Source organism: Blastomonas sp. (assembly GCF_041747255.1).
Lineage (GTDB): Bacteria > Pseudomonadota > Alphaproteobacteria > Sphingomonadales > Sphingomonadaceae > Blastomonas.
The window spans coordinates 1-24347 of the sequence record NZ_JBGTFM010000067.1 but is presented as its reverse complement, the minus strand read 5'-3'; the positions used below and the strand labels follow the sequence as shown (position 1 = coordinate 24347).

Annotated in this window: 26 protein-coding genes and 1 pseudogene; 5 read left to right on the top strand and 22 right to left on the bottom strand. The window is 62.2% G+C overall.

Annotated features, from left to right (window positions below; genetic code table 11):
• The 7 genes and pseudogenes from ACEW8G_RS02540 to hemN form a co-directional block, all read right to left on the bottom strand.
• A pseudogene (locus ACEW8G_RS02540) lies at positions 1–213 on the bottom strand (S-methyl-5-thioribose-1-phosphate isomerase); the annotation flags it as partial.
• Positions 210–851 (bottom strand): acireductone synthase, encoded by a 642-nt coding sequence (gene mtnC, locus ACEW8G_RS02535; protein ID WP_373486875.1) that lies wholly within the window; start codon positions 849–851, stop codon positions 210–212. The gene mtnC and the pseudogene ACEW8G_RS02540, both read right to left, overlap by 4 nt.
• Positions 848–1393: an acireductone dioxygenase gene (locus tag ACEW8G_RS02530; protein ID WP_373486874.1), complete on the bottom strand. Its 546-nt coding sequence runs from the start codon at positions 1391–1393 to the stop codon at positions 848–850. The genes mtnC and ACEW8G_RS02530 overlap by 4 nt, the downstream gene beginning before the upstream one ends.
• A gap of 22 nt (positions 1394–1415) precedes the next feature.
• Positions 1416–2750 carry a CHAT domain-containing protein gene (locus ACEW8G_RS02525; RefSeq protein WP_373486873.1) on the bottom strand — a complete coding sequence of 445 codons (1335 nt, stop codon included), beginning with the start codon at positions 2748–2750 and terminating at the stop codon, positions 1416–1418.
• A gap of 123 nt (positions 2751–2873) precedes the next feature.
• Positions 2874–3509 (bottom strand): methylthioribulose 1-phosphate dehydratase, encoded by a 636-nt coding sequence (mtnB, locus tag ACEW8G_RS02520; protein WP_373486872.1) that lies wholly within the window; start codon positions 3507–3509, stop codon positions 2874–2876.
• A gap of 72 nt (positions 3510–3581) precedes the next feature.
• Complete coding sequence (locus tag ACEW8G_RS02515) at positions 3582–4307, bottom strand: alternative oxidase (RefSeq protein WP_373486871.1); 726 nt, start codon at positions 4305–4307, stop codon at positions 3582–3584.
• A 156-nt stretch (positions 4308–4463) separates the two neighbouring features.
• Complete coding sequence (gene hemN, locus ACEW8G_RS02510) at positions 4464–5840, bottom strand: oxygen-independent coproporphyrinogen III oxidase (RefSeq protein WP_373486870.1); 1377 nt, start codon at positions 5838–5840, stop codon at positions 4464–4466.
• 209 nt (positions 5841–6049) lie between these two features.
• Between hemN and ACEW8G_RS02505 the strand changes: the two genes are divergently transcribed.
• The 3 genes from ACEW8G_RS02505 (at position 6050) to ACEW8G_RS02495 (ending at position 7506) form a co-directional block, all read left to right on the top strand.
• Positions 6050–6553 (top strand): DUF892 family protein, encoded by a 504-nt coding sequence (locus ACEW8G_RS02505; protein WP_373486869.1) that lies wholly within the window; start codon positions 6050–6052, stop codon positions 6551–6553.
• Between the two features lie 72 nt (positions 6554–6625).
• Entirely contained in the window at positions 6626–7132 is a 507-nt protein-coding gene (locus ACEW8G_RS02500) for a DUF421 domain-containing protein (RefSeq protein WP_373486868.1), read from the top strand.
• Positions 7129–7506: a YidH family protein gene (locus ACEW8G_RS02495; RefSeq protein WP_373486867.1), complete on the top strand. Its 378-nt coding sequence runs from the start codon at positions 7129–7131 to the stop codon at positions 7504–7506. Before ACEW8G_RS02500 ends, ACEW8G_RS02495 begins: the two co-directional genes overlap by 4 nt.
• A 47-nt stretch (positions 7507–7553) precedes the next feature.
• Here ACEW8G_RS02495 and ACEW8G_RS02490 read toward each other — a convergent pair whose 3' ends face one another.
• The 9 genes from ACEW8G_RS02490 to ccoN are packed head-to-tail and all read right to left on the bottom strand — an operon-like array spanning position 7554 to position 15577.
• A complete protein-coding gene (locus ACEW8G_RS02490; protein ID WP_373486866.1) occupies positions 7554–7793 on the bottom strand; it encodes a hypothetical protein in 240 nt (79 codons plus the stop codon).
• Positions 7790–7972 (bottom strand): cbb3-type cytochrome oxidase assembly protein CcoS, encoded by a 183-nt coding sequence (gene ccoS, locus ACEW8G_RS02485; RefSeq protein ID WP_373486865.1) that lies wholly within the window; start codon positions 7970–7972, stop codon positions 7790–7792. The genes ACEW8G_RS02490 and ccoS overlap by 4 nt, the downstream gene beginning before the upstream one ends.
• A complete protein-coding gene (locus ACEW8G_RS02480) occupies positions 7969–10104 on the bottom strand; it encodes a heavy metal translocating P-type ATPase (RefSeq protein ID WP_373486864.1) in 2136 nt (711 codons plus the stop codon). Before ACEW8G_RS02480 ends, ccoS begins: the two co-directional genes overlap by 4 nt.
• The gene (locus ACEW8G_RS02475; RefSeq protein ID WP_373486863.1) at positions 10101–10571 is read right to left on the bottom strand and encodes a FixH family protein; all 471 of its coding nucleotides are present in this window, start codon (positions 10569–10571) and stop codon (positions 10101–10103) included. Before ACEW8G_RS02475 ends, ACEW8G_RS02480 begins: the two co-directional genes overlap by 4 nt.
• Entirely contained in the window at positions 10571–12025 is a 1455-nt protein-coding gene (gene ccoG, locus ACEW8G_RS02470) for a cytochrome c oxidase accessory protein CcoG (RefSeq protein WP_373486862.1), read from the bottom strand. The genes ACEW8G_RS02475 and ccoG overlap by 1 nt, the downstream gene beginning before the upstream one ends.
• Positions 12018–12965 carry a cytochrome-c oxidase, cbb3-type subunit III gene (gene ccoP, locus ACEW8G_RS02465; protein WP_373486861.1) on the bottom strand — a complete coding sequence of 316 codons (948 nt, stop codon included), beginning with the start codon at positions 12963–12965 and terminating at the stop codon, positions 12018–12020. Before ccoP ends, ccoG begins: the two co-directional genes overlap by 8 nt.
• On the bottom strand, positions 12958–13116 hold the full coding sequence (locus ACEW8G_RS02460) for a cbb3-type cytochrome c oxidase subunit 3 (protein ID WP_373486860.1): 159 nt from the start codon (positions 13114–13116) through the stop codon (positions 12958–12960). Before ACEW8G_RS02460 ends, ccoP begins: the two co-directional genes overlap by 8 nt.
• Positions 13113–13907 (bottom strand): cytochrome-c oxidase, cbb3-type subunit II, encoded by a 795-nt coding sequence (gene ccoO / locus ACEW8G_RS02455; RefSeq protein WP_373486859.1) that lies wholly within the window; start codon positions 13905–13907, stop codon positions 13113–13115. The genes ACEW8G_RS02460 and ccoO overlap by 4 nt, the downstream gene beginning before the upstream one ends.
• Positions 13908–13909: 2 nt before the next feature.
• Positions 13910–15577, bottom strand: coding sequence for a cytochrome-c oxidase, cbb3-type subunit I (ccoN, locus tag ACEW8G_RS02450; RefSeq protein WP_373486858.1), 1668 nt, complete (start codon positions 15575–15577; stop codon positions 13910–13912).
• Between the two features lie 169 nt (positions 15578–15746).
• Between ccoN and ACEW8G_RS02445 the strand changes: the two genes are divergently transcribed.
• Positions 15747–16418, top strand: a complete 672-nt coding sequence (locus ACEW8G_RS02445; protein ID WP_373486857.1) for an OmpW family protein — start codon at positions 15747–15749, stop codon at positions 16416–16418.
• A 16-nt stretch (positions 16419–16434) separates the two neighbouring features.
• Here ACEW8G_RS02445 and ACEW8G_RS02440 read toward each other — a convergent pair whose 3' ends face one another.
• Positions 16435–17127, bottom strand: a complete 693-nt coding sequence (locus tag ACEW8G_RS02440) for a Crp/Fnr family transcriptional regulator (RefSeq protein WP_373486856.1) — start codon at positions 17125–17127, stop codon at positions 16435–16437.
• 165 nt (positions 17128–17292) lie between these two features.
• On the opposite strand from ACEW8G_RS02440, the gene ACEW8G_RS02435 reads away from it, so the two are divergent.
• Positions 17293–17874 (top strand): YqaA family protein, encoded by a 582-nt coding sequence (locus tag ACEW8G_RS02435; RefSeq protein ID WP_373486855.1) that lies wholly within the window; start codon positions 17293–17295, stop codon positions 17872–17874.
• Positions 17875–17888: 14 nt separating this feature from the next.
• Here ACEW8G_RS02435 and ACEW8G_RS02430 read toward each other — a convergent pair whose 3' ends face one another.
• The 5 genes from ACEW8G_RS02430 to ACEW8G_RS02410 all read right to left on the bottom strand — a co-directional run.
• On the bottom strand, positions 17889–18560 hold the full coding sequence (locus ACEW8G_RS02430; RefSeq protein WP_373486854.1) for a glutathione S-transferase family protein: 672 nt from the start codon (positions 18558–18560) through the stop codon (positions 17889–17891).
• Positions 18561–18671: 111 nt separating this feature from the next.
• Entirely contained in the window at positions 18672–23198 is a 4527-nt protein-coding gene (gene gltB, locus ACEW8G_RS02425) for a glutamate synthase large subunit (protein WP_373486853.1), read from the bottom strand.
• Complete coding sequence (locus ACEW8G_RS02420) at positions 23191–23682, bottom strand: hypothetical protein (protein WP_373486852.1); 492 nt, start codon at positions 23680–23682, stop codon at positions 23191–23193. Before ACEW8G_RS02420 ends, gltB begins: the two co-directional genes overlap by 8 nt.
• Positions 23679–23975, bottom strand: a complete 297-nt coding sequence (locus ACEW8G_RS02415) for a hypothetical protein (protein WP_373486851.1) — start codon at positions 23973–23975, stop codon at positions 23679–23681. The genes ACEW8G_RS02420 and ACEW8G_RS02415 overlap by 4 nt, the downstream gene beginning before the upstream one ends.
• Positions 23972–24347: FAD-dependent oxidoreductase (locus tag ACEW8G_RS02410; protein WP_373486850.1), on the bottom strand; the 376-nt coding region annotated here is incomplete at its 5' end. The genes ACEW8G_RS02415 and ACEW8G_RS02410, both read right to left, overlap by 4 nt.

Genomic DNA, 24347 nt, shown 5'->3' with positions numbered 1-24347 from the left:
GGCCAGCGCCATCGCCAGACCGTAGGCCGCCGTCGCCCCGATCATCGGCGCGCCGCGAGTCCACATCTCAGCGATGGCCTGTGCGGCGGTGGCGCAGTCGCGCAGTTCCACCCAGCGCACCTCCCAGGGCAGCAGGCGCTGGTCGAGAATGCGCGCGCCCCGGCCATCGGCCGTGCGGATGATCGACAGGCAATGTTCGCCCTGCAGCATCATGGCAGCACCTCATTCAATGTTGTAACATCGCCGTTCGGACCAGTGCGATCGATCAGCAGCGCCTGCATGCCCGAGGCGCGCGCAGCGTCAATTTCTACCGCCATGTCAGAAACGAACAGGATGTCATGCGGGGCCAGCGCGAGCGCAGCGGCGATCTTGCGATAGCTTGCTGTCTCGCGCTTCGGGCCGGTTGTCGTGTCGAAGTGCTGGCCCAAATAGCCAGTGAGATCGCCTGCGATGCTGTACGCGAACAGCAGCTTTTGCGCCGCGACCGACCCGGACGAGTAGATATGCACCGGCACGCCCGCCGCCTGCCAGCGGCGCAATGCAACCACCGTATCGGGATAGACATGGCCCTGCAGCCGCCCGTCGGCATAGCCCTCGGCCCAGATCATTCCCTGCAAAGTCTTGAGCGGGGTCGCCTTGCGGTCCTCGTCAATCCAGCCAAACAGCGTTGCCACCGGGTCACCGGGCTGCAACGCCTGCACCTCGGCAAGCAGCGGCGCCAGCGTCTTAGCATGCGCGGCGACGTAGCCCGCCAGATGCGCGCGCGCGAAGGGGAACAAAACCTCGGCGACAAAGGCAATGCTGCTGGTCGTGCCCTCTATATCGAGCAGCAGGGCAGCAGGCCGGGTCACGCGGACACAAAGCGCGGGAAGCGCGACGCGATGTCATCGCCGGTGAAGGTCGCCACCCAGCCATCGGGATTGGTGAACAGCCGGATTGCGGTGAAGCAAGGCTCTGGCCCCATATCGAACCAGTGCGCCATCCCTGCGGGCACGTTGATCAGATCACCCGCCGTGCAATGCAACGACCAGACCCTGCCCGCCGAATGCAGCGTAAACAGCCCGCCACCGCGTACGAAAAACCGCACCTCATCCTCGGCGTGGCTGTGCTCATCCAGAAAGGTGCCGCGCATCTTCGCCCGGTCCGGATGATCTGGCGTGATGCTGGCGACATCAACCGTGCGATACCCGCCGCGCGCCTTTAACGCGTCGATCTGCGGCGCATAGGCAGTGAGGATCTGCCCGGCATCCGCATCATCCGGCAGCGCCTGCAGCGTCCAGCGATCGAGATGCACGCCAATCTCGGCGAGCGCCGCACGCATTGCGCGATCGTCATCAGTGACCAAAACCGGCGTTTCAGGCTTGTCCTGTGCAAAAACGGTTAGCTGTGTCATGTCGGATGTCGCCTCCTGATGTTCAGCGCGTCGCCGGAGCGCCATAGACGCTGAACGAGGCCCATGCGCCAGGATCATCGGGATATTCCGCCGCAGCCCGGCGCTGCGCCATTTGCATGGCCTCCTCCGGCGTCGCCCCAAAATACAGTTTTTCAGCAAACTGCTCCATCAGATAGGCGGTGGCCTGATCATCGACATTCCACAGGCTGGCGACCACCTGCGCGGCGCCAGCGGCGAACCAGGCGCGGGCAACACCGAACGTGCCGCCATCAAAGGTTTTGCCAAGCCCGGTCTGACACGCGCTCAAGACCACCAGCGGATGATGCCCCGCCCATGCATCAAAGCGGCTGCCACGCAGATCACGGCCATAAAGATGGCCACCCGTCAGCGCGATGAAGCTGCCGTCCATCGGGTTGGTCGAATTGGCCAGGCCGTGGCTGGCCAGATACACGATATCGGCCTTGCCATAGCCAGCTATCGCGCCGATGACCGCGTCACGTGATGCCTTGTCACCGCTCAAAATCCTGGCTTTATCGATGCCAAACTGCTCGGCGACGGCAAGCGTTTCGGTGCGGGTTTCGGGGATCGGGCCCCATTCAAACTCGGCGTCGCGGCTGAGATCGGGATCGGCGACAAGAACGGTGGTATTAAAACGCAGCCGCCTGACATGGAGGGTGCGTTCATTGCCGAGCGCGAGCGTCACATCGGGCAGGACCACGACCGAAAACCGGTCATTGAGCACCGCGCCCGCCAGCGGCAGCGCAGCAAACGGGGCGGTGCCGGTATCGCGGACTGGCAGCACCAGCAATCGACCGTTGCGCTCGGCAAGCGCGCTGGCGATGCCTTGGGGCAGCAGCGTGCCTGCCGCAAATTCAAGCGCCTGACGCCTGGTTTCAGGTGTCGATACGTCCTCAACCGGTACGGGCGGCGGGGCATTGCGGCGGCGCGGCGCGCGGGTTGATGTGCGCGCGTTGACCCCGAGATTGTCGAGCAACGACCCGAGCCCCTTGAAAGCGGCAGATGTCTGGCCACTGGCCACCAAACCATCCTTTCCGAGCAACCATGCGCGCAGATGGCCATTCGCATCAATGGCGTGCACCAGCATGAACGTTGGCTGCTGATCCGAGAGTTCCCCAAGCCGCTCGATCAATTGCGGAAACAGCCTTGCGCCCTCCTCCGGCGATGCCTGCTGGGTCTGGCGATAGGTGCCGGTCCGCAGCTTCTGGCGGAACCCGCTGTCATAGCTCAGATGCTCGCCCAGCGCTTTGGCGAGTGCCGGTTCAGCCGCGGCCTGCGGCTGGGCACTGACAGTGGTGACCGAGACGGTAAAGAGCAGGATCATAAGAAACCATGCCATCGATGCCCTGCTCAACATACTGCCCCCCAGGATCTGCTTATGTGATCTCTCCATCGAAGCTTATGCGCGCGCTGGTGTAAAATCGAGCCTGAACCGTCATCGGCCAATGTATGCGGGCGTCTGTCAGCGTGTGATCGCATTGCCGCGTTCCACAAGCGTTGCGGCGATCAGCCACTCGACCGCCTCGAGCACCCGTTCAGCCTCTGCCACGTCCGCGCCCCAGGCATAGACCCCGTGGCTGCGGATGAGGAAGGCCGGGATCATCCCCGGCCGGCCAAGTTGCGGTGCGATAACAGCTTCGATGTCGGCCATATTCTGGCTGTTGTCGACCAGCGGCAGGGCGAGGGTGACATCATGGCTGGTGATGCCGGGAAACGCCTTGAGCATCTCATGTCCCTCAAACTGGACATGCGTTTCGCCCGCCAGCACGCGGCTGAAGCCCACCGCTTGCGGCGAATGGCAATGCAGCACCGCACCCGCATCGCAATGCCGATACAGCATCAGATGCAGCGCGGTTTCGGCCGATGGCTGGCCGGAGTCGAGCGCATGCCCGTCCGCGTCGATGCGCATGAAGCTGCCCATATCCATCCGGCCCTTGTGCTGGCCAGAGCGGGTAATCAGGATCGACCCGTCGTCGATCCGTGCCGAATGATTGCCCGATGTCGCCGCCGCCAGCCCGCGCGCATCCAGCCGCCCGCCAAGCGCGATCAGCGCGTCGCACGCATCTGCGAGATTGGGGGCGAAAGCGCGCGATTGCATCCCGCGCTGATGACGACCTGACGTTGCAGTTTCATGACATGGCTTGGTTCGACACCGTCAGGTCTGGCAAGATCAGGCGGTCACCCGGACATCATCGGCATGGTCGGGGTAAGGCGCGGTGCGCGCTGGATCGAACGGCTGTCCGCCAAGCTTGCTGGCAAAACCGTGATTGACATCGCGATGGTGTGCTTCATCGGCACGCACCACCAGCACGACGTCGCGCAGCGTGGCGTCATCGGGCAGCTTCCAGTAATGCTTGGCAATCGCCGGTGCGGCCACATTGGGTGAACGGCCCTCATCGATCTCCTGCAGATACAGCGTGTAACTGATCACCGCCTCTTCTTCAAAATAGCCGACCACGCGGTGTGCGGTGCGCGACGAGACCAGATACAGGATCGAAAACAGCACCAGAAAAACCCATTGCGCGACCAAGATGACCAAACGCTCGAACAACGTCGGCTTGGCAATCTCGATGAAGGTCATCAGGTGCATCCGCTCGTTCTCGGCCTCTTCCATAAGCGTGCGGATCCAGCCCTCGTCGTCTTTCATGCGGCGCAGGCTGCTCAGGTGCGTGAACATCGCCCCGACCATGCCGGGCACCGCCGCCACCGTTTCCAGCACAATGGCTCGATGGCCATAGCGCTTGGCAAAAAAGGTGTCTGCCGTGAGGCGCAGCAGCTTGGTGAAACCGAGCGCGAACCGATCAGAAAAGCCGGACGGCGCGTGGTGAATCACCGGCTGGGCGGCGCGTTCATCTTCGAGTGCCTGGCGATCGGGTGCGAGCGTGCTGTTAACCATTGTTTGACCTTTCGCGGAGACCGACGTGACTGCCGTGTCCGCATGCTTGTTTTGTCTAAGCTACGCTGCAGGGTCGCTTTAGGATGCACGCCAATTGATGGCCCCGGCACGACAACCCCGCGCTCCCTATAGCCCACATCGTTTGATTTCAGATAGTTACAGAGGCACCCGGCCCCTTTGGACCGGCACCACAGCGACACTATACTGTCGCATGTTCGCCGGCCCCGCTTGATCCCGACAGAGCAGCGGGCGGAAGGCATCGAACGCAGCGGCAATCAGCCTGGCATAGGGCTCTGCATGGGGGCGCAGGCTGAGTGTGTTGCCGTGCCAGCTGACAAGGTCACGGCGCTCAAACTCGGCCAGCGCCTTGCGGGCGGGCTGCGCATAGGCTGCGGCAATTTCAACACGGCCCTGGCACAGAATGTCGCTGATGATTGCCGAGCGCATCCTGTCATCGTCGCTCAGCACCACGCCGCGCACCGCGGGCAGCTGCCCCTCGCCCACCAACGCGCGATACGGCCCTGCGCGCTTTTCATTCTGCACAATCAGGTCGGGCAAGATGCTGATCGCGCTCGCGCCAAAGCCGAGCAGGGTCGTCGCGTCATCATGGGTGAAACCCTGGAAGTTGCGGTTCACCCGTCCTGCCTGCGCGGCCATCGCCAGCGGGTCATCGGGCAGCGCGAAATGGTCGAAGCCGATAGCCACATAGCCGGCGCGAGTGAGCTTCTCATAGGCAAATGCCGCTTGGTCAAATCGTTCTCGCTGATCGGGCAGGCCGGTCGCATCGATCCGCTTCTGGCGCGGGATCATCGCGGGCAGATGGGCATAGCCGAACAGCGCGATGCGGCTGGGCGCAAGCCGGATCGTCTCGTTCAGTGTCGCATCCAGATCATCGATATGCTGGCCGGGCAGGCCATACATCAGATCGAAATTGATCGCGGTGATGCCGCGCATCCGCAAGCTCATGACCGCATTTTCGATATCGGCAAGCGGCTGCACCCGGCCAATCGCCGCCTGAATATGCGGCGCGAAGGTTTGCACCCCCAGGCTGACGCGCGACACGTTGGACGAGGCCAGCACGAGCGCCCATTCGGCATCGAAATTGCGCGGATCGATCTCGATGGAAATCTCAGGCCGCGAACAATCGAACACGGTCATCAGCCGATCAAGCAGTCGCACAAATTCAACCGGCCCAATCGCATTGGGGCTGCCCCCGCCAAAAGCGATATGCTGCACCCGCCCGCGCCCGCCCAGCCGCCGCGCAACCGCCGCAATCTCTGATCGCAGCGCGGTAAGATAATCGGTCAGCCGCTGCTTGCGGTTCGCGGCCCCGGTGTTGCACCCGCAATACCAGCAGATCTGCTCACAATAGGGAATATGGACATAAAGCGAGAGTGACGTTGCCGACGCGATGCCATCCAGCGCCCGCGCATAGTCCGCCGCCCCCACCCGCTCGGTAAAGTCCACCGCTGTCGGATAGCTGGTATAGCGCGGCACCGGACGAGCGAGCAGATCGGGGTGATAGGTCCACATGAGCGCGTTTTATGCGGAGCGGCGAGGCGGGTCTTTGACGGAGGTCAAAAATGAGAAAGTGGATCACAGGCTCTCGTTGACTCGCGATTTAGCGGCACGATCCCAATCGGCTTGACCCGAATGAGTCTTAACGAAAATTCAGGAACCGCAGCACGAAGCCCACGTATACACAATGCGGCGTTTATGCTGCGCGAAATTGGAGAACCCCCATGTCTGCACCTGAAAACCTGACCGACCTTTATACTGGCGAACTCCAGGATCTTTGGTCTGCCAATGACCAGATGGCCAAGGCGTTGAAAAAGATGACGCCGAAGGTGAGCGATCCTGCCCTCAAGGAAATGCTCACCAAGTCGCAGGAGGGCATTGCCACGCATACGCAGATGCTCAAGGATCTGCTCGAGGAATCAGACGAGAAGGTCAAGAAAGAGCATTGCAGGGGCATGGAAGGCCTTGTCGCCGAAGCGATCAAGCACACCACCGAAGAAGCTCCCGACAAGGGCCCCGTGCTCGACGCGGTGATCATCGCGCAATACCAGCGCATGAGCCATTATGGCATCGCCGGGTTTGGGACCGCTGCCGCCTTCGCCGGCGCTCTTGGCAACAAGAAGGCGGTCAAGGCGCTCGATAAGGTCACCAAGGAAATTTATGGCGGTGACGAATACATGACCAAGCTGGCCGAGAACAACATCAACATTGACGCAATGGCCGACTGAATGTCGAGACGGGTGCTGCTGATCGCGGCAGCACCCGGCACGCCCCACAAAGGCGCGCACAGGGAATAGATAATGTTCTTCAGCAGCTGGGACGAGGTGATCCGCGTCCTGATATTGGGCGCTCTGGCCTATATTGCGATCATCATAATCCTGCGAGTGGGTGGCAAACGCACGCTCGCTAAGATGAGCGCATTTGATCTGGTTGTTACCGTGGCTCTCGGATCTATCCTTGCGACCATCCTTCTGTCCAAGGATGTCACGCTGGCCAAGGGCATGACCGCATTTTTGGTGCTGGTGGTGTTGCAATATGCCATCGCGGCGCTGTCGGTGCGCTTCAATGCTGTTGAAGATCTCGCCAAGTCCGATGCCAGATGCCTGCTTATCGATGGGACGATTGATCGCGAGGCGCTTCGGAAAGAACGCGTCACCCGCGAAGAAGTTCTGTGTGCCGTGCGCGGCGCCGGCCTTGGCGATCTGGACGATGTCGCCGCCGTCGTGCTGGAAACCGATGGAACTTTCAGCGTGATTGCAAGGTCAAAAGCTGGTGCCCGCACCGCATTTCCTGAACGCCAGACATGAGCAACACCGATCGCAACGAGCTTGCCGAGGATCGCACTGATCTCGCCGAAGATCGCACGGTGCTGGCCCATGAACGCAGCTTTGCCGGATGGCTGCGCACCGGAATGGCGGCCGTCGGCATCGGGCTTGGCTTCAACGCATTGTTCCGCGCGATTGAGCCAACCTGGGCACCCAAGCTGATTGCCACCGTGTTTCTGCTTATTGCCATCGCCATTTTCGTATCAGCCGAGCGGCGCGCGTGCGCAATCATCAGCCGTCTTGATGCGCACCATGTGGCGTCGGTCAAACCGATGCGTATCCGGCTTCTGGCATGGGCTCTGGCGGGCGCGACGGCCGCGTTGATTGCTGCATTCTGGACATTAAGCAGCGAATGACCATTAGCCGGGCAGCGCGTGTGAAGCGGACGCCGCTGGTTAGCGCCTTATCCGCAACCTGTCATTTTTTTTCCCGCACTCTTGCCGCGTCGCTCATTCATCGCGTGGCACGCCTTCGCGCAGTCATCGCCGCTGTTTTGGCGTGGTGCTTTATCATCGCCCGGAATGACCAGCAGTGACTTGCCGCCGTTGCAGTTGCTCACCGCAATCAGCTGCGCCCTTTGCGCCAACGGGGCGTGGATCAAGGCGACGGCGAGAAGGGATGCGCTGAGCAGGTCCATGGTCATGCCTTGGGCACCTTATCGTTGTTCATGCTCGCTATGTCGGCCTCATCCTCGACGAAAATGCGCAGCGCTGCGCCGTCCATGTCATCGAACTGGCCGCGTTTGAGCGACCAGAAGAATGCGGCGAGGCCAGCCAGGCCGAGCGTCAGTGCAACAGGGATGAGCACGAGCAGACCGTTCACTTGAGAGCCCTCCTCAGGCGCAGCGCGTTGCTGACCACGATCAGCGATGAGCCCGACATCGCGAGCGCCGCCACCAGCGGCGTCACCAGTCCCATGAATGCCAGCGGCACGGCGACCACGTTGTAGCCTATGGCGAGTGCGAAGTTCTGCCGAACAATTGCCTGGGTGCGCCGCGCCATTCGGATTGTGTCAACCACGGGCATCAGCCGGTCGCCCAGGAAGATGCAGTCCGATGCATTCTTGCCGACATCGCTCGCTGACCCCGGCGCCATCGAGGCATGGCCAGCGGCCAGCGCGGGACCATCGTTGAGGCCATCACCGATCATCAGTACCTTGTGCCCACCCGCACTCTGCCGCGCGATGGCGGCGAGCTTGTCCTGCGGGCTCATCCCTGTCTGCGCGGTCAGGCCCAGCGCCTGCGCCACCGGGGCCACAGCTTCTGCTCGGTCGCCCGACAAAATCATCGCATCGATGCCTTCGTCGCGCAGCGCATCGATGGCGGGACGCGCATCGGGGCGCAGCTGGTCGGCGAAGTTAATCGTGGCATCCGGTGTGCCATCAATGGCAAGCTGCGTTGCCAGTTCGCTGCTGGCGGCGGCGGACTGCGGACGGCCCAGCGTGATGACCTGCCCCTGCCATTCGGCCTCAACACCAAAGCCGGGGGTCTCGCGGATGTTCAGCACGTCCGCCGCCTGGACCCCCTGTGCGGTGAGATCATGCGTCAGCGCGGTGCTGAGCGGATGCCGGCTGGCACGCGCGAGCGCGAGCAGCAGCGATCGGATCGTCACCCCGATATGTTCGATGTTCGTCACCACCGGCCTGCCCAGCGTCAGCGTGCCGGTCTTGTCGATCAGCGCGCGGTCGACCTCGGCCAGCCGTTCGAGCGCGGAGCCATCCTTGATCAGCACACCCACCTTCATAAGCGCGCCCGCCGCCACGATCTGCGCAGCAGGTACAGCCAGGCCCAAAGCGCATGGGCAGGTGATGATCAGCACCGCGACCGCAATCAGCAAGCTCTGGTGGAAACCCACGCCCGCCAGCATCCAGCCGACAAACGCCAGCAGCGCCAGCGCGTGGACGGCGGGGGCATAAAGGCGCGCGGCACGATCAGCGATGCGCACGTAGCGCGATTTGCCCTGCGACGCCTCGCCCATCAGCCGCGCGATATCGGCGATTGCGGTATCGGTGCCCGCAGCGGTGACGCGAACGCGAACCGGGGTTTCAAGATTGAGCGTGCCCGCGTGGACAGTGTCATCAATCCCGGCATCCTGCGGCGCGCTTTCACCGGTGAGCAGCGACAGGTCGATGCGGCTTTTGCCCGCGATGATCACGCCATCGGCCGCCAGTCGCTCGCCCGCCGCGACCAGCATCACCATGCCGGGTTGCAGCGCGGTGGCGTCTACCCAGCGGCTGGTGCCCCCATTGTCACCCTTGCCTTCGAGAACCATCGCGCCGGTGCCCATGTTGCGCAGCAAAGCAGTGACCCCGCCGCGCGCGCGGTCGCGCATCACGCTGTCGAGCCAGCGACCACACAGCAGGAAAAACAGCAGCATCACCGCACTGTCGAAATACGCATGGGCCCCGTGCGTCGCGGTCTCATAAAGGCTGAGCGCGGTAGCGAGCGTCACGCCGATGCTGATCGGCACGTCCATGTTGGTGTGGCCATGGCGGAGCGCGCGCCAGGCCGAGCGGAAGAACGGGCGGCCCGCATAGGCTATCGTCGGCAAAGCGATCATCGCCGAGAGCCAGTGGAACAGATCGCGTGTCGGCCCCGCCGCGCCCGACCAGACCGAAACCGACAGCAGCATGATGTTCATCATCGCAAAGCCCGAGACCGCAACCGCGCGCAACAGCTCGCGGCTGCTGGCGGCGTCTGCGTCCACCTCCTGCGTCCCTTCGCCAATCGGATGCGCCTCAAAGCCCAGAGAGGTGAATGCGCCCAGCAGGTCGGGCAGCTGCGCATCGGCGGCGCAAGAGACATGCACCCGCTTTTCAGTAAAGTTGACGCGCGCGGAGCTGATCCGGGAATCGCGCACCAGCCCCTGCTCCAGCTTGGATATGCACCCGGCGCAACGGATGTCGGGCACCGCGAAATCGCGCTCGATCAGGGCAGCGGTGGTCACGGCGGTCATTGCAGGTCGCTCCGGTAGAGGGCTTCGTCAGCGCCCGCACGCACCGCTGCATCGATCCGCCAGCGGCCCAGTATCACCGGCTCGACCGAGCGCATGCCCCCGCTGCCATCGGCGACAAAGCGCAACGGCACCGCCGGAAGGCGCCCCAGCGGGTGACTGAGCGTGGCGGTCACGCCGTTAATGGCGAGCGGCTGGCCCGCTTTGCTCAATGCAATGCGCACATGGCGGTCCGCATCCAGCGTGATCGCTTCATCCCAGCCCAGCGCATCCTGTGCGGCGGCGCGGTCCAGCTGGTCGTTGAACTGCTGGCTGGCAACATAACTGTTTTCCACCACCTTGCCGCCAAAGGTCGTCATCGCCATCCGCGCCATGGTGAAATTTACCGCCATGATGACCGCGAAAAACCCGACAAGAATGGCGGTCATATGCCAGCCGGTAAACGGCCTGATCGCACGCTGCTTGCTCATCATTGTATCTCCGGCCGGTCAAATTGGATGGTATCGGTGTCGCCGCGTTTGTCGCCATCGCGGCCATGCGTTTCGATGGTAAAGTCCTGTCGCACCGGCCCCAGCGCGGGCGCAGCGACAAACAGCCGAACACGGGTCACGCTGTTGGCTGGCAGCATCATCTCGACGCGTTGGCTTGCTGTGTCGCGCGATCCGGCCTCGGTCCACAGCTGCGCGCCGGGCAAATCGCTCACCGTGATCGCAACCTCGCGCGGACGCATTTCCATGTTGCGCAGCTTGAGCGTATAATTGTTGCGGATCTCGCCATCGGAAAGCTGCACATAGAGCGGGCTGCGTTCGTGCTGCACGGCAAGGTCCAGCCGGGTGCGCTCACCCAGCGAAAACAGCATCGCCGCGCCGATTGCGCTCCATATGGCGAGGTAGATCATCAGGCGTGGGCGCAGCAGCGTCTTGCTGACCGGCGGCGCAATGCCGCCAGCCTTTTCGACCGCGACATCATCGAGCGCGCAATAATCGATCAGCCCGCGCGGGCGACCGATCTGCGCCATCACGGTGTCGCAGGCATCAATGCACAAGGCGCAGGTGATGCAGCCAATCTGCGGCCCTTCGCGGATATCGATGCCGGTGGGGCACACCGCGACGCACTGGTTGCAATCGACACAGTCGCCAAGCGATCCGGGATGCGCCAGCGCCTTCTTGACGCTGCCCCGCGGTTCGCCGCGCCAGTCCTTGTAGGTGACCAGCAGCGATTTCTCGTCCATCATCGCGGTCTGGATGCGCGGCCAGGGGCACATATAGATGCACACTTGCTCGCGCATGAAGCCGCCGAGGATAAAAGTGGTCGCGGTGAGCGCGGCGACGGTGCCATAAGCGACGAAGGCAGCGTCGCCTGCCCAGAAATCGCGGGTGAGCGTCGGCGAATCGGCGAAATACATGATCCACGCGCCGCCCGTCCAGAACGCGATAGCAAGGTAGATGGCATATTTGGCAGCGCGTTTGGCGATCTTCTCCGGCGTCCATGCGCCATTGGCGAGGCGAATCTGCGCGTTGCGATCGCCATCGACCATCCGATCGACATGCTGGAACAGATCGGTCCACACGGTTTGCGGACAGGCATAGCCACACCAGGCACGACCAACGGCGCTGGTCACCAGAAACAGGCCGATTCCCGCCATGATCAGCAGACCCGCGACATAATAGAATTCATGCGGCCAGATTTCGATCTGGAACATGTAAAAGCGGCGGCCTGCAAGATCGATCAGCACCGCCTGATCGGGCGCATAAGGGCCGCGGTCCCAGCGAATCCACGGCGTTGCATAATAGATCAGCAGCGCGACGGCCATGATCGCCCATTTCAGGCGACGGAACGTGCCATCCACCTTCTTGGGATAGACGCCCTTGCGTGCTGCATAAAGCGGGCCACCGCTGCCCGCAAGAATGTCTGGATTAGCCATTCGCCGGGGCCTTGTCGGCTGCTGCAGCTGCTTCTGCCGCGGCGGGCGCGGCCAGTGCCGGGGCGTCCTCGCCACCGCCCAACGAATGGACATAGGCGGCGAGCATGCGGATCGTCACCGCGTCCAGCTTGTCGTTCCAGCGCGGCATCACACCGTTGCGCGGGTTGTGGATGGTCTTGGCGATGGCCTCGCGATTGCCGCCATAAAGCCAGACCGCATCGGTCAACTTGGGTGCGCCGAGTTCGCGGATGCCTTCGCCGTTGGTGCCGTGACATACAACGCAGTTGACCTCGTACAGTGTGGCACCGCGCGCGGAAGCAGCGCTCGGTTTCTCCTGCCGACTGATCACGCGGACGTGGCTCACCAGATCGTTGATCGCGGCGCTGTCCAAAATGCCATCACGGCCAAAAGCGGGCATCTGGCTAAGTCGGGTCTGGTCGTGGTCAGGGTTGCGGATGCCGTGAATCAGCGTGGTCTCGATATTGGCAAGGTCTCCGCCCCACAGCCAATCGTCATCGGTCAGGCTTGGATACAGGCCGACAACGCCTGCGCCGCCTGCACCATGGCACTGCACGCAATGCACCTTGAACGCAGCGCTGCCGCCCTGGATTGCAGCTTCGAACAACTCGGGCCGGGCGGGCAGATCGGTGATCGCTGTGGCGGCGATGGCATTGAAGATCGGCGCACGCCGCGCGGCATGGCCCGCCATCTCCTTTTCCAGATCGCCCCGGCTGGTCCAGCCGAGCACGCCCTGGGTGGCGCTGTTGACCATCGGCCATGCGGGGTAGAGCACCACATAAACCGCCGACCAGGCGATGGTGGCATAAAGGGTCCACAGCCACCAGCGCGGCATGGGTGTATCCAGCTCTTCGATGCCGTCCCATTCATGGCCGACTGTTTTGGTGCCGGTCGGTTCGTCAATGCGCGAATTGTCAGACATTGTCGTCGTCCTTGAAGATCATGTTGGCGGCGTCCTCATGGTGCTGGCGCGCGCTCTTGCGCAGCGGCCATGTCACGAGGAACAGGAACAGCAGGGTCATGAACAACAATCCCCAGCTGTCAGCAAAATGGCGAAGGTCATCGTAGGTCATGGCTGCTTGCCCCCTTCTGGAGCGGCAGGTGCAGCGCCCTGATCCTGCGGCGCGGCCTTTTCGACATCCACCAGCGTGCCGAGCATCTGCAGATAGGCGATGAGCGCATCCATCTCGGTGATCCGGTCAGGATCGCCGTCAAAATCACGCACCTGCGCCTTGGGATAACGCGCCTGCAGATCGGCCGCGCCATCGGCATCTGGATCGGCCTGCGCCCTCAGGTCTGCATTAGCTGCGGCGATTGCGGCCTTGGTATACGGAACGCCAACCCGCGACAGCGCGGTCAGGTCGTTGGACATGTCGCCAGCCTTCAGCTCCTTGTCGGCGAGAAACGCATAGGGCGGCATGATCGATTCAGGCACGACGCTGCGCGGGTCGATCAGGTGCGCGCGGTGCCATTCGTCCGAATAGCGCCCGCCAACGCGCGCCAGATCCGGCCCTGTGCGCTTGGACCCCCATTGAAAAGGGTGATCGTACATGCTCTCGGCAGCCAGGCTGTAATGGCCATAGCGTTCCACCTCGTCGCGGAACGGGCGGATCATCTGGCTGTGGCAGGTGTAGCAGCCTTCGCGCATATAGATGTTGCGACCCGACAGTTCGAGCGGGGTGTAGGGGCGCATCCCGTCGACCTTCTCGATGGTGTTGTCGATCCAGAACAGCGGCGCGATCTCGACGATGCCGCCGATGGCAACGGCGACCAGAGCGCCGAAGCCAAGCAGGGTGACATTGCGTTCGAGCTTCTTGTGGCTGAAACGCGATTCGCCTGGAGGTTTGCTGGTGGGCTCAGCCATGATCAGGCTCCTTTTGCGAGCGCTGGCGCGGGGATCGGGCGATCGGCTGCAGCGTTGTGGGGCGTCTCGGTCATCGGCTTTTCATCGCGGATACGGCCCGCGAGCGTTGCCCAGACGTTGACGATCATGATGATGAACCCGGCCAGATACAGCAGGCCGCCGGTGGCGCGGATCAGATACATCGGGTGCATCGCCGCGACGCTTTCGACGAAGCTGTAGACCAGATAGCCGTCAGCCCCATATTCGCGCCACATCAGCCCCTGCATGATGCCCGCCACCCACATCGAGGCGGCGTAAAAAACGATGCCGATGGTCGCCAGCCAGAAGTGCCAGTTGACCATGCGCAGGCTGTAAAGCCGGGTGCGACCCCACAGGCGCGGCACCAGATAATAGACACAGGCGAAGGTGATCATGCCGTTCCAGCCCAATGCGCCGGAGTGCACATGGCCGACAGTCCAGTCGGTGTAATGCGACATCGAGTTGACCCATTTGATCGACATCACCGGGCCTTCAAAGGTGCTCATGCCATAGAAAGCGAGCGCCATGACCATCATGCGGATGATCGGATCGGTGCGGATCTTGTCCCACGCACCATTCAGCGTCATCAGACCGTTGATCATCCCGCCCCAGCTGGGCATCCACAACATGATCGAGAACACCATGCCCAGCGTCTGCGCCCAATCGGGCAGCGCGGTGTAATGCAGGTGATGCGGGCCTGCCCAGATATACAGGAAGATCAGCGACCAGAAGTGGATGATCGACAGACGATAGCTGTAGACCGGGCGCTCTGCCTGCTTGGGCACGAAATAATACATCATTGCCAGGAAGCCTGCGGTCAGGAAAAATCCGACCGCGTTATGGCCATACCACCACTGGGTCAGTGCATCCTGCACACCTGCGAAGGCCGAGTAGCTCTTCGATCCGAAAATGCTCGCAGGCATCGACAGGTTGTTGACCACGTGCAGCATCGCGATGGTGATGATGAACGCGAGATAGAACCAGTTGGCCACATAAATATGCGGCTCGCGGCGCTTGACGATGGTGCCGACGAACACGGCCAGATAGGCGAGCCAGACGACGGTCAGCCACAGATCGACATACCATTCGGGTTCGGCATATTCCTTGGCTGCGGTCACCCCCATCAGATATCCAGTGGCGGCGAGCACGATGAACAGCTGATAGCCCCAGAACACGAACCGGGCGAGCGCCGGGAACGCAAGGCGCGCGCGGCAGGTGCGTTGCACAACATAAAAGCTGGTCGCGATCAGCGCGTTGCCGCCAAAGGCAAAGACGACCGCTGATGTGTGGAGCGGGCGCAACCGCCCGAAGGTGGTGTATTCGAAATTGAGGTTGAGCGCCGGAAAGGCAAGCTGTGAGGCGATGTAAACACCGGCGAGCATGCCCGCGAGGCCCCAGAACAAGGTGGCGATGACGCCCCAGCGGATCGGGTCATCATCATAAGCACCCTCATCGGCGGGTGCTTTCAATATCCCGCGTGCGATGGCGGCATAATCGGCGCGCGACATCGTGAACCACAACACCAGCAGGCACGCGAACATCACAATCATCATATGCACCGCAAACGGCGTATCGACCGCAAACACCGCCATGACCAGCGCGAGCAGCGCCAGCCCCAGCCAGCTTCCCGCTTTAATTACCAGACCGTCCATGTTGCTCATCCCTGTACGCGCCGCCCACAGGCCGCGCTGTCATGCAGGGCTGATGGGCGTTCAGCGTCGCCAGATCATTGATCCTGATCAACGAAATCGTTGCGCCGGATCAATGCAGGCAGCGGCGCTGCGGCGCAGTGACGGCGCCACCAAAAGAGGAACGCCAATCATGAAAACCCAATATCTGCCGGTCGCCGCCCTCGCGCTTGCCGCAGCATGGCCTGGCCAGGCCATCGCCCAGAGTGGCGAGGTGCATTTCAAGGTCATGGCGACGCTGGTCGCGCCCGATGGCAAGACCAGGGACGTCAAGCTGGACACGCTCGGCCTGCCAGCGGGCAGCCAGACCAAGGCCAATGACAATGTCATCCCGACAATTGCAGTCGAATATTTCTTTACTGATGCGGTCTCGGTGGAAACCATCGCCGGCGTGACCCAGCATGATGTCGATGGACGCGGCGCGCTGGCCGACACTGGCCTTGTTTCCGACGCCAAGATCATTCCCGCGACGCTCACGCTGAAATATCATTTCGGCAAGGCAGGCGGCATCCGCCCCTATATCGGTGCTGGCCCCAGCTACTTCATCTTCATTGATGAAAAGCCTGGCGCGACGGCGCGGGCACTTGGCGCGACCAGCCAAAAGGTCAACGACACGTTCGGCGTTGCGCTGCAGGCGGGCGTTGATATTCCGCTCAACCCCAAGGGCATATTCGTCTCGCTCGATGCCAAGCGCTATATCATGCGCCCGCTCGCCAGCTGGTCTGCAGGCAATGTTGAAGTGCTGCGCACCCGGCACACGCTTGATCCGTGGGTGATCAGCGCCGGGATGGGCTTCCGCTTCTAATCAACCGTTGGCGCTTTCAGCCTGCCATCTCTGCCATCGCCGCGCGGTCGTGGATCACGATCTCGCGGCGTGATGGCAGGCCGAGCACACCTTCGCCGCGCATCCGCGTCAACTGGCGGCTGGTCGTCTCGATGGTCAGCCCAAGAATGTCGGCAATCTGCTGGCGACCGAAGGGCAGCTCGAACACATTTTGCGCATTGGCGCTGTCACAGCCCTGACCGCTGATGCGTTCGGACATTTCGAGCAGGAACGAGGCGACCTTCTCGGCTGCGGACTTGCGCCCGAGCAGCATCATCCAGTGCCGCGCCCGATCAAGCTCATCGAGCGTGCGGCGCAGCAGCTTCTGCTGCAAATCGGGGTGTTGGCTGGCAAATTCGTCAAAGCTGTTGCGGTTGAAGATGCACACCTCGGCATCTGTCATTGCGGTAACGGTATAGGGGCTTTCCTTGCCGAACGGGCGTCCTATGAAGTCCGATGGAAAGACAACGCCAACAATCTGCTCGCGCCCGTCAGAAGCTGCGACCACGAGCTTCAACACGCCTTCGAGCACATTGGCGACAACCGGGGCGTCATCGCCCTCCCACAGCAAGGTGTGCCCTGACTTGACGCGCTGCCGCCGCGCCATCTTGCCGAGCAGCGCGAGCTCTTCAGTCGTCAGGCTGGCGCAGATCGCGCGGTTGCGCACGACGCAGGTGGAACAATCAATCATTGCTCCCCCTAAACCATAGTGCACTGCAATGAAACAACCAGAGTGGGCTGGCCAACGATCCGCCATCTTGGGCGAAATGGCTTGCCATGGTGCGCGGGAACGCCATAAGCGGCGCGTTCGCAGCCACCAGGGCGGCGAAAATCGACCCAAGGTTTTGCAAAGCGAATGCTGAAACGGCTTTACCACTGGACCCTTGCCAAGGCGGCGCATGACAAGGCCCCGCACTGGCTTGCAGCTATCAGCTTCATCGAATCCAGCTTTTTCCCGATTCCGCCCGATGTGATGCTGGCCCCGATGTGCCTTGCCCGCCCCGAACGGGCGTTCCGCTATGCGCTGATCTGCACCATTGCCTCGGTGCTTGGCGCGTTGCTGGGCTATGCCATTGGCTATTTCCTGTTTGAAACCGTGGGCCGAGTCATTCTTGACCTTTACGGGCTGAGCGACAAGTTCGAAGCGTTCAAGATCAGCTTCAACGAGCAGGGCTGGTTGATCGTGCTGCTCGCCGGGTTCACCCCCCTGCCCTTCAAGGTCATCACGATTGCCGCAGGCGCAACCGCGATGCCGCTTTACGTTCTCATCGGCGCATCGGTCATCGCCCGCTCGGCGCGGTTCTTTCTGGTGGCCGCGCTGCTGTGGAAATTCGGCCAGCCGATGCAGACGTGGATCGATCGTAACTTCGCTCTGGCGACGACGGTGGTCGGCGTGCTGTTCGTCGGGGGATTTCTGGCGCTCAAGTTCGTGCTGTAAACCGGGTCAACCGATCAAAAGTCCGCTTCCTCATAATGCGGCGGCGGCTTGATCACTTCCATCCGTTCGGCCAGCAACGGACGAAACGAGGGCCGTGATTTGAACTTTCGATACCAGTCGGCGGTCTGCGGGTGGGCGAGCCAGTCGATGCCGCCCAGATAATCGGCGATGGAGATATGCGCGGCGGCGGACAGATCGGCCAGGCTCATCGTCGCGCCTGCCACCCAGCTGTTATGATCAATCAGCCAGTCAACATAATCGAGATGGGTGTTGGCCAGCCGCATCGCCTCGCGCAGCACGCGGCCATCGGGCGGCTGGCGATAGATCAGCCGCTTGCGCATCCGCTCCATCATCAGCGGCGCCACGACATCACCGTAGAACTGCTCATCAAAAAACGCGACCAGTCGGCGGATTTCAGCGCGATTGGCGGCTGACCCGTTGATCATCGGGTTCTTCGCAACCGTTTCCTCAAAATACTCGCAGATCGCCCAGCTGTCGCACAGCGCGGGGCGCCCGTCGCTGTGTTCCATCACCGGGGTCCGCCCGGCTGGGTTCTTTTCAAGAAACTCGTCGCGCATGTCCCAGGGCGATTCGCGCACCAGCTCATAGCCAATGCCCTTTTCACCCAGCAGCAGGCGCACTTTGCGAGAAAACGGACACAGGGTGAATTGGAACAGCTGCCACATGCCAGCATCCATGCCCCAGCCATGACATGCCGTCCACCTGTCGTGGCGGGCGGTCGCACAATTTTTCGGTGGATGGCACGCGGTGCGCCAACCACCGGCTTAGCCCGCCGCTTACTCCGCCGCCTCGATGGCCACCGCATCGCTCAAAGGCTGGTCGAGCCGGGTGAGCATTTCTCGAGGGCAGACCTGCCAGAACTGGTGGCGATAGCGGTCCCAGTTGCGCAGGATTTCCGCCGCCCATTTGCTGTCGGTCGCGTCGATATGTTCGGCGATCAACCCGGTCAAAAGCTCCTCCCAATAGGCGCTGTCAATCCGCTGCCAAATGATCGATTCAGGGTTGGCCTGGCCTGCGAACCGGGCATGTCGGTCGAGCACGAATGCCATGCCGCCGGTCATCCCTGCGCCAAAATTGCTGCCGGTCTCGCCCAGAATCACTGCCATGCCGCCGGTCATATACTCGCAGCCATTCGCGCCGCAGCCTTCGACCACGACGTGCGCGCCCGAGTTGCGCACCGCAAAGCGCTCGCCCGCCTGGCCAGCGGCAAACAGCTTGCCCGCCGTCGCGCCATAGAGCACTGTGTTGCCGATGATCGTGTTGGCATGGCTGACCAAAGGCGAGCTGACCGTGGGCCGCACGATGATCGTGCCGCCCGACAGCCCCTTGCCGACATAATCATTGGCATCGCCGAACACCTCCAGCGTGATGCCCTGACACAGGAATGCACCCAGAGACTGGCCCGCCGATCCGCGCAGGCGGATGCGGACGTGCCCTTCATCAAGCGCCTTCATGCCATAGATGCGCGTGATCTCTGCCGAAAGCCGGGTGCCAACGGCCCGGTGCGTATTGCGCACGTTGTATGTCAACTGCATCTTCTCGCGCCGGTCGAACACCGGCCGCGCATCCTTCAGGATCAGCGCGTCAAGGCTGTCGGGCACGGCATTGCGCCAGGTATCAAGGTTGAACCGCCGCTGGTCGTCCGCCACATCGACCTTGGCGAGGATGGGGTTCAGGTCGAGATCATCGAGATGCTCGGCCCCCCGGCTCACCTGCCGCAGCAGATCGGTGCGGCCGATGATCTCATCAAGGCTGCGAAAGCCCAGCCGCGCCAAAATCTCGCGCACTTCCTCGGCGATAAAGGTCATCAGGTTGATGACCTTTTCGGGCGTGCCGGTAAACTTGGCGCGCAGGCGCTCATCCTGCACGCACACGCCCACCGGGCAGGTGTTGGAGTGGCACTGGCGCACCATGATGCAACCCATCGCCACCAGCGACAGGGTGCCAATGCCGAACTCTTCCGCGCCGAGGATCGCGGCGATCACGATATCGCGCCCGGTCTTTAGGCCGCCATCGGTGCGCAGCTTCACCCGGTGGCGCAGACCGTTGAGGGTCAGCACCTGATTGGCCTCCGACAGCCCCATTTCCCACGGCGTTCCGGCATATTTGATGCTGGTTTGCGGGCTCGCGCCGGTGCCGCCGACATTGCCCGCGATCAGGATGACATCGGCATGGGCCTTGGCGACGCCGGCGGCAATCGTGCCGATGCCGGCTGCCGAGACAAGCTTGACACACACCCGCGCGTTGGGGTTGATCTGCTTCAGGTCATAGATCAGCTGCGCCAGATCCTCGATCGAGTAGATATCGTGGTGCGGCGGGGGGCTGATCAGCGTCACACCGGGCGTTGAATGGCGCAGCTTGGCGATATATTCGGTGACCTTGAAGCCCGGCAGCTGGCCTCCCTCGCCGGGCTTGGCCCCTTGCGCGACCTTGATCTCGATCTCTTCGCACGCGCCCAAGTACTCCGCCGTGACGCCGAAACGGCCCGAGGCGATCTGCTTGACCGCGCTGTTGGCATTGTCACCATTGTCATAGGGCACATAGCGTTCGGCAGACTCGCCGCCTTCGCCCGACACCGCCTTCGCGCCGATACGGTTCATCGCGATGGCAAGCGTTTCGTGCGCCTCCTGCGACAGCGCGCCGAGCGACATGCCCGGTGTCACAAACCGTTTGCGGATTTTGGTAATCGATTCGACCTCGTCAATCGGCACCGGACGCGGGGCGTAGTTGAACTCCATCAGATCACGCAGATAGACCGGCGGCAGCTGGCGCACACCTTCGGCAAATTGCAGATACTGCGAATAGCTGTCCTTGCCGACTGCGGTCTGCAGCAGATGCATAAGCCCCGCCGAATAGGCGTGCGCCTCGCCGCCATCGCGCTGCTTGTAAAAACCGCCGATGGGCAGCCGGGCGACCATGCTGTCCCACGCCGCATCATGGCGCAACTTGGCGTTGAGATGCAGCGAGGCATAGCCTTCGCCCGAGATTTTCGACGGCATGCCCGGAAACAGATCGTTGACCAAAGCACGGCTGAGGCCGACCGCCTCAAAGTTGTAACCGCCGCGATAGCTGCTGATCACCGCGATGCCCATCTTGGACATGATCTTGAGCAGCCCCTCGTTGATCGCCTTGCGATAATTGGCGACGCATTTGTCCAGCGACAAATCACCAAACAAGCCGCGCGCATGGCGGTCGGCGATGCTTGCCTCGGTGAGCCACGCGTGGACGGTCGTGGCACCAACGCCGATCAGCACCGCGAAATGGTGCGTATCAAGACATTCGGCAGACCGCACGTTAACCGATGCAAACGAACGCAGCCCCTTGCGCACCAGATGCGTGTGCACCGCCGCCGCCGCCAGGATCATCGGCACGCCGATGGTGTTTTCATCGATATTCTCGTCGGTCAAGAACAGCTCGGTGCAACCTTCGCGCACCGCCTGCTCCGCTTCGTTGCGCAGACGCGCTATCGCTGCGCGCAACTGCTCCAGCCCGCCCTCGGCAGGGAATGTGCAATCGATCTCCGCAACATTGCTGCCAAAATCGATCTTCAGCTGCGCCCATTCGCTGGCCACCAGCACCGGGCTTTCAAGCACCAGCACGCGTTCGTTTTGGCTGTCCTGCTCAAGAATGTTGGCGAGGTTGGAGAATCGGGTCTTCAGGCTCATCACATGCCGCTCGCGCAAGCTGTCGATTGGCGGGTTGGTGACCTGGCTGAAATTCTGGCGGAAAAATTGCGCAATCGGGCGCGGCTTGGTGCTGACGACAGCGAGCGGGGTATCATCGCCCATTGATCCGATGGCTTCCTTGCCGTCCTCGGCCATCGGCGAGAGGATGGCCTCCATGTCCTCGATGGTCAGCCCCGCTGCGACCTGCCGCCGGGTGAGTTCGGCGCGCGTAAAGGCGGGCATCGGGTCACCGCTGAGCGGGGCAAGATCCGCGACGGTGCGAAATCCGCTGACGAGTTGCTGATACGGCTGTTCGGCCGCGATCCGGTCCTTGATCTCGCGGTCGTGGTAAAAACGGCCTTCGTGCAGATCGACCGCGATCATCTCGCCGGGACCAAGCCGCCCCTTCTCGATAATGTTGCTTTCGGGCAGCACGACCATGCCGGTCTCAGAGCCGATGACGAGCAGCTTGTCACTGGTCACGCTATAACGCAAGGGGCGCAGCGCGTTGCGGTCCACCCCGGCCACCGCCCAGCGGCCATCGGTCATCGCCAGCGCCGCCGGGCCATCCCATGGCTCCATGACGCTCGCCATATATTCGTACATTGCGCGGTGTTCAGGCGGCAGCACCTGATCGCCCTGCCACGCTTCGGGCACCAGCATGATCTTGGCAGTGGGGGCTTCGCGACCCGACCGGCAGATCGCCTCGAACACCGCGTCAAGCGCCGCCGTGTCCGATGCGCCCGCCGGGATCACCGGCTTGATGTCCTCGCTGTTCTCACCGAACGCGAGGCTCGCCATCTTGATCTCGTGGCTTTTCATCCAGTTCTTGTTGCCGCGAATGGTGTTGATCTCGCCATTGTGGGCGAGACAGCGGAATGGCTGCGCCAGCCACCATTGCGGAAAGGTGTTGGTGGAATAGCGCTGGTGGAAAATCGCGATCCGGCTCTCAAAGCGACGGTCGGTTAGGTCGGGGAAGAACACCGACAGGCTTTCGGCGAGGAACAGCCCCTTGTAGATGATCGAGCGGCACGACAGCGAGCAGATGTAAAAGTCGTTGATCTGCGCTTCGATGACCTTTTTCTCGATCCTGCGGCGGACGAGATAAAGCATCTTTTCAAATTCGATATTGTCCTGCACGCCCGGCATCGGGCCGGCAATCATGATCTGCTCGATCTCGGGCCGGGTGCGCTGGGCCTTGTCGCCGATCACCGAGATATCCACCGGCACCTGCCGCCAGCCATAGATCGTATAGCCCGCCTCGATAACTTCGCTTTCCACAATAGTGCGGCAGGTTTCCTGCGCCTGCAAATCGGTGCGCGGCAAAAATATCATACCCACCGCGAGCTTGTTGGGCAGCACTTTGTGGCCGCTGTCGGCGATCGCATCGTCAAAGAAGCGCACCGGCAGATCGACATGGATCCCCGCGCCATCGCCAGTCATGCCATCGGCATCGACTGCGCCGCGATGCCACACAGCCTTCAACGCATCGATGGCGCTCTCCACCACACGCCGCGAAGCAACGCCATCGGTCGCCGCGACCAGCCCGACACCACAGGCATCGCTCTCGTAATCAGGGCGATACATGCCCTCAAGGGCAAGGCGGTTGCGTTCAGTGTCCATAAGGCTCTCAGTCATGATCTTTATCCGCAAGCAGGGTTCGTTCGGCAACATAGCGATCAACTTTGTCGATCATCGCAATGAGGTCGGGTGAGAAATCCCACGCTTCATTGATGCATCGGGCGAGTTCTGGGACGGTCAGCGCATAATCATGTGCAAGCTCGTTTCGCACTCTGGTAATCTGATGCCATTTGTCGACATCCTCAACGATGCCAAGCGCGTGCATCGTTTCAATTAACTCGCCGATACCTTTGGCGCGCACCACGATACCGGTGACGGCAGCAACGGACCGGAACAATCGGCGGACGATCTGGTCCTGGGTCATTTCGTAACGCTTGGCAAAAGCCGCCAGGTGCGTACGCATGGCGAGCGTATCGGGCGGCAGGTTGTCGAGCGACAACGGGAAGACTTGCGCGTGGTCCGCCAGTTCCTCGCGGAAACGTTGCTGACGTTGCCGCAACGCGACTAGCGCATCTTCGAGAATTTCCTGCTCGGGAGTCACAACACGATGCCATCGCGATAGGCGATCCTTTCGAACCCTCGAGGCGTGACTCCCCGGCGGGACACCAGAATATCAATCTTGTCATAAGGCAACCTGGCCCAGAGCCGACTCCGCATATCGCGTAACTGGCTATCGACCTCGTCATTCGCGTCCGTCTCGACATGTAGATCGAGGTCGCCGCCTTCCAGCTCATCGAAACGACGGCTGCCGAACAGGCGGACCACCACACCAGACCCGAAAACATCCGACGCTGCCGCTTTGATCGTGGCTATGTCTTCAGGTGACAGCCTCACGCCGCAACCCTGTCCGCACCTGCGCGCGCCTTGGCTTTTAGATACGTGTGCATGTGCTCGGCAACATCGCGGCCATCGCGGATTGCCCAGACGACCAGCGAGGCACCGCGCACGATGTCACCTGCGGCGAACACGCCGTCGAGGCTGGTCATGCTGCTTTGGTGGTCGACCCGCAGCGTCCCCCAGCGGGTGACCGACAGGTCGTCGCAGCCGAACGCGCCCGGCAAATCTTCTGGATCGAAGCCCAAAGCCTTGATCACCAGATCGGCGGGCACGGAGAAGTCGCTGTCCGGGTCTGCTTCGGGCGCGCTGCGTCCAGAGGCGTCGGGCGCTCCGAGCCGCATCCGGACCGCACGCACCGCGCGCGCCTGC

Bases quoted from the DNA above. Each gene is read 5' to 3' on its own strand.
- ccoN (WP_373486858.1), bottom strand. From the start codon at position 15,577: ATGGACGGTCTGGTAATTAAAGCGGGAAGCTGGCTGGGGCTGGCGCTG.
- ACEW8G_RS02430 (WP_373486854.1), bottom strand. From the start codon at position 18,560: ATGTGGCAGCTGTTCCAATTCACCCTGTGTCCGTTTTCTCGCAAAGTG.
- ACEW8G_RS02525 (WP_373486873.1), bottom strand. From the start codon at position 2,750: ATGGCATGGTTTCTTATGATCCTGCTCTTTACCGTCTCGGTCACCACT.
- gltB (WP_373486853.1), bottom strand. From the start codon at position 23,198: ATGACTGAGAGCCTTATGGACACTGAACGCAACCGCCTTGCCCTTGAG.
- ACEW8G_RS02495 (WP_373486867.1), top strand. From the start codon at position 7,129: ATGAGCAACACCGATCGCAACGAGCTTGCCGAGGATCGCACTGATCTC.
- ccoP (WP_373486861.1), bottom strand. From the start codon at position 12,965: ATGTCTGACAATTCGCGCATTGACGAACCGACCGGCACCAAAACAGTC.
- ACEW8G_RS02515 (WP_373486871.1), bottom strand. From the start codon at position 4,307: ATGGTTAACAGCACGCTCGCACCCGATCGCCAGGCACTCGAAGATGAA.
- ACEW8G_RS02435 (WP_373486855.1), top strand. From the start codon at position 17,293: ATGCTGAAACGGCTTTACCACTGGACCCTTGCCAAGGCGGCGCATGAC.
- ACEW8G_RS02440 (WP_373486856.1), bottom strand. From the start codon at position 17,127: ATGATTGATTGTTCCACCTGCGTCGTGCGCAACCGCGCGATCTGCGCC.
- ccoO (WP_373486859.1), bottom strand. From the start codon at position 13,907: ATGGCTGAGCCCACCAGCAAACCTCCAGGCGAATCGCGTTTCAGCCAC.
- ACEW8G_RS02480 (WP_373486864.1), bottom strand. From the start codon at position 10,104: ATGACCGCCGTGACCACCGCTGCCCTGATCGAGCGCGATTTCGCGGTG.
- ACEW8G_RS02475 (WP_373486863.1), bottom strand. From the start codon at position 10,571: ATGAGCAAGCAGCGTGCGATCAGGCCGTTTACCGGCTGGCATATGACC.
- ACEW8G_RS02530 (WP_373486874.1), bottom strand. From the start codon at position 1,393: ATGACACAGCTAACCGTTTTTGCACAGGACAAGCCTGAAACGCCGGTT.
- mtnB (WP_373486872.1), bottom strand. From the start codon at position 3,509: ATGCAATCGCGCGCTTTCGCCCCCAATCTCGCAGATGCGTGCGACGCG.
- ACEW8G_RS02490 (WP_373486866.1), bottom strand. From the start codon at position 7,793: ATGACCATGGACCTGCTCAGCGCATCCCTTCTCGCCGTCGCCTTGATC.
- ACEW8G_RS02460 (WP_373486860.1), bottom strand. From the start codon at position 13,116: ATGACCTACGATGACCTTCGCCATTTTGCTGACAGCTGGGGATTGTTG.
- ACEW8G_RS02505 (WP_373486869.1), top strand. From the start codon at position 6,050: ATGTCTGCACCTGAAAACCTGACCGACCTTTATACTGGCGAACTCCAG.
- ACEW8G_RS02500 (WP_373486868.1), top strand. From the start codon at position 6,626: ATGTTCTTCAGCAGCTGGGACGAGGTGATCCGCGTCCTGATATTGGGC.
- hemN (WP_373486870.1), bottom strand. From the start codon at position 5,840: ATGTGGACCTATCACCCCGATCTGCTCGCTCGTCCGGTGCCGCGCTAT.
- ccoG (WP_373486862.1), bottom strand. From the start codon at position 12,025: ATGGCTAATCCAGACATTCTTGCGGGCAGCGGTGGCCCGCTTTATGCA.
- ACEW8G_RS02445 (WP_373486857.1), top strand. From the start codon at position 15,747: ATGAAAACCCAATATCTGCCGGTCGCCGCCCTCGCGCTTGCCGCAGCA.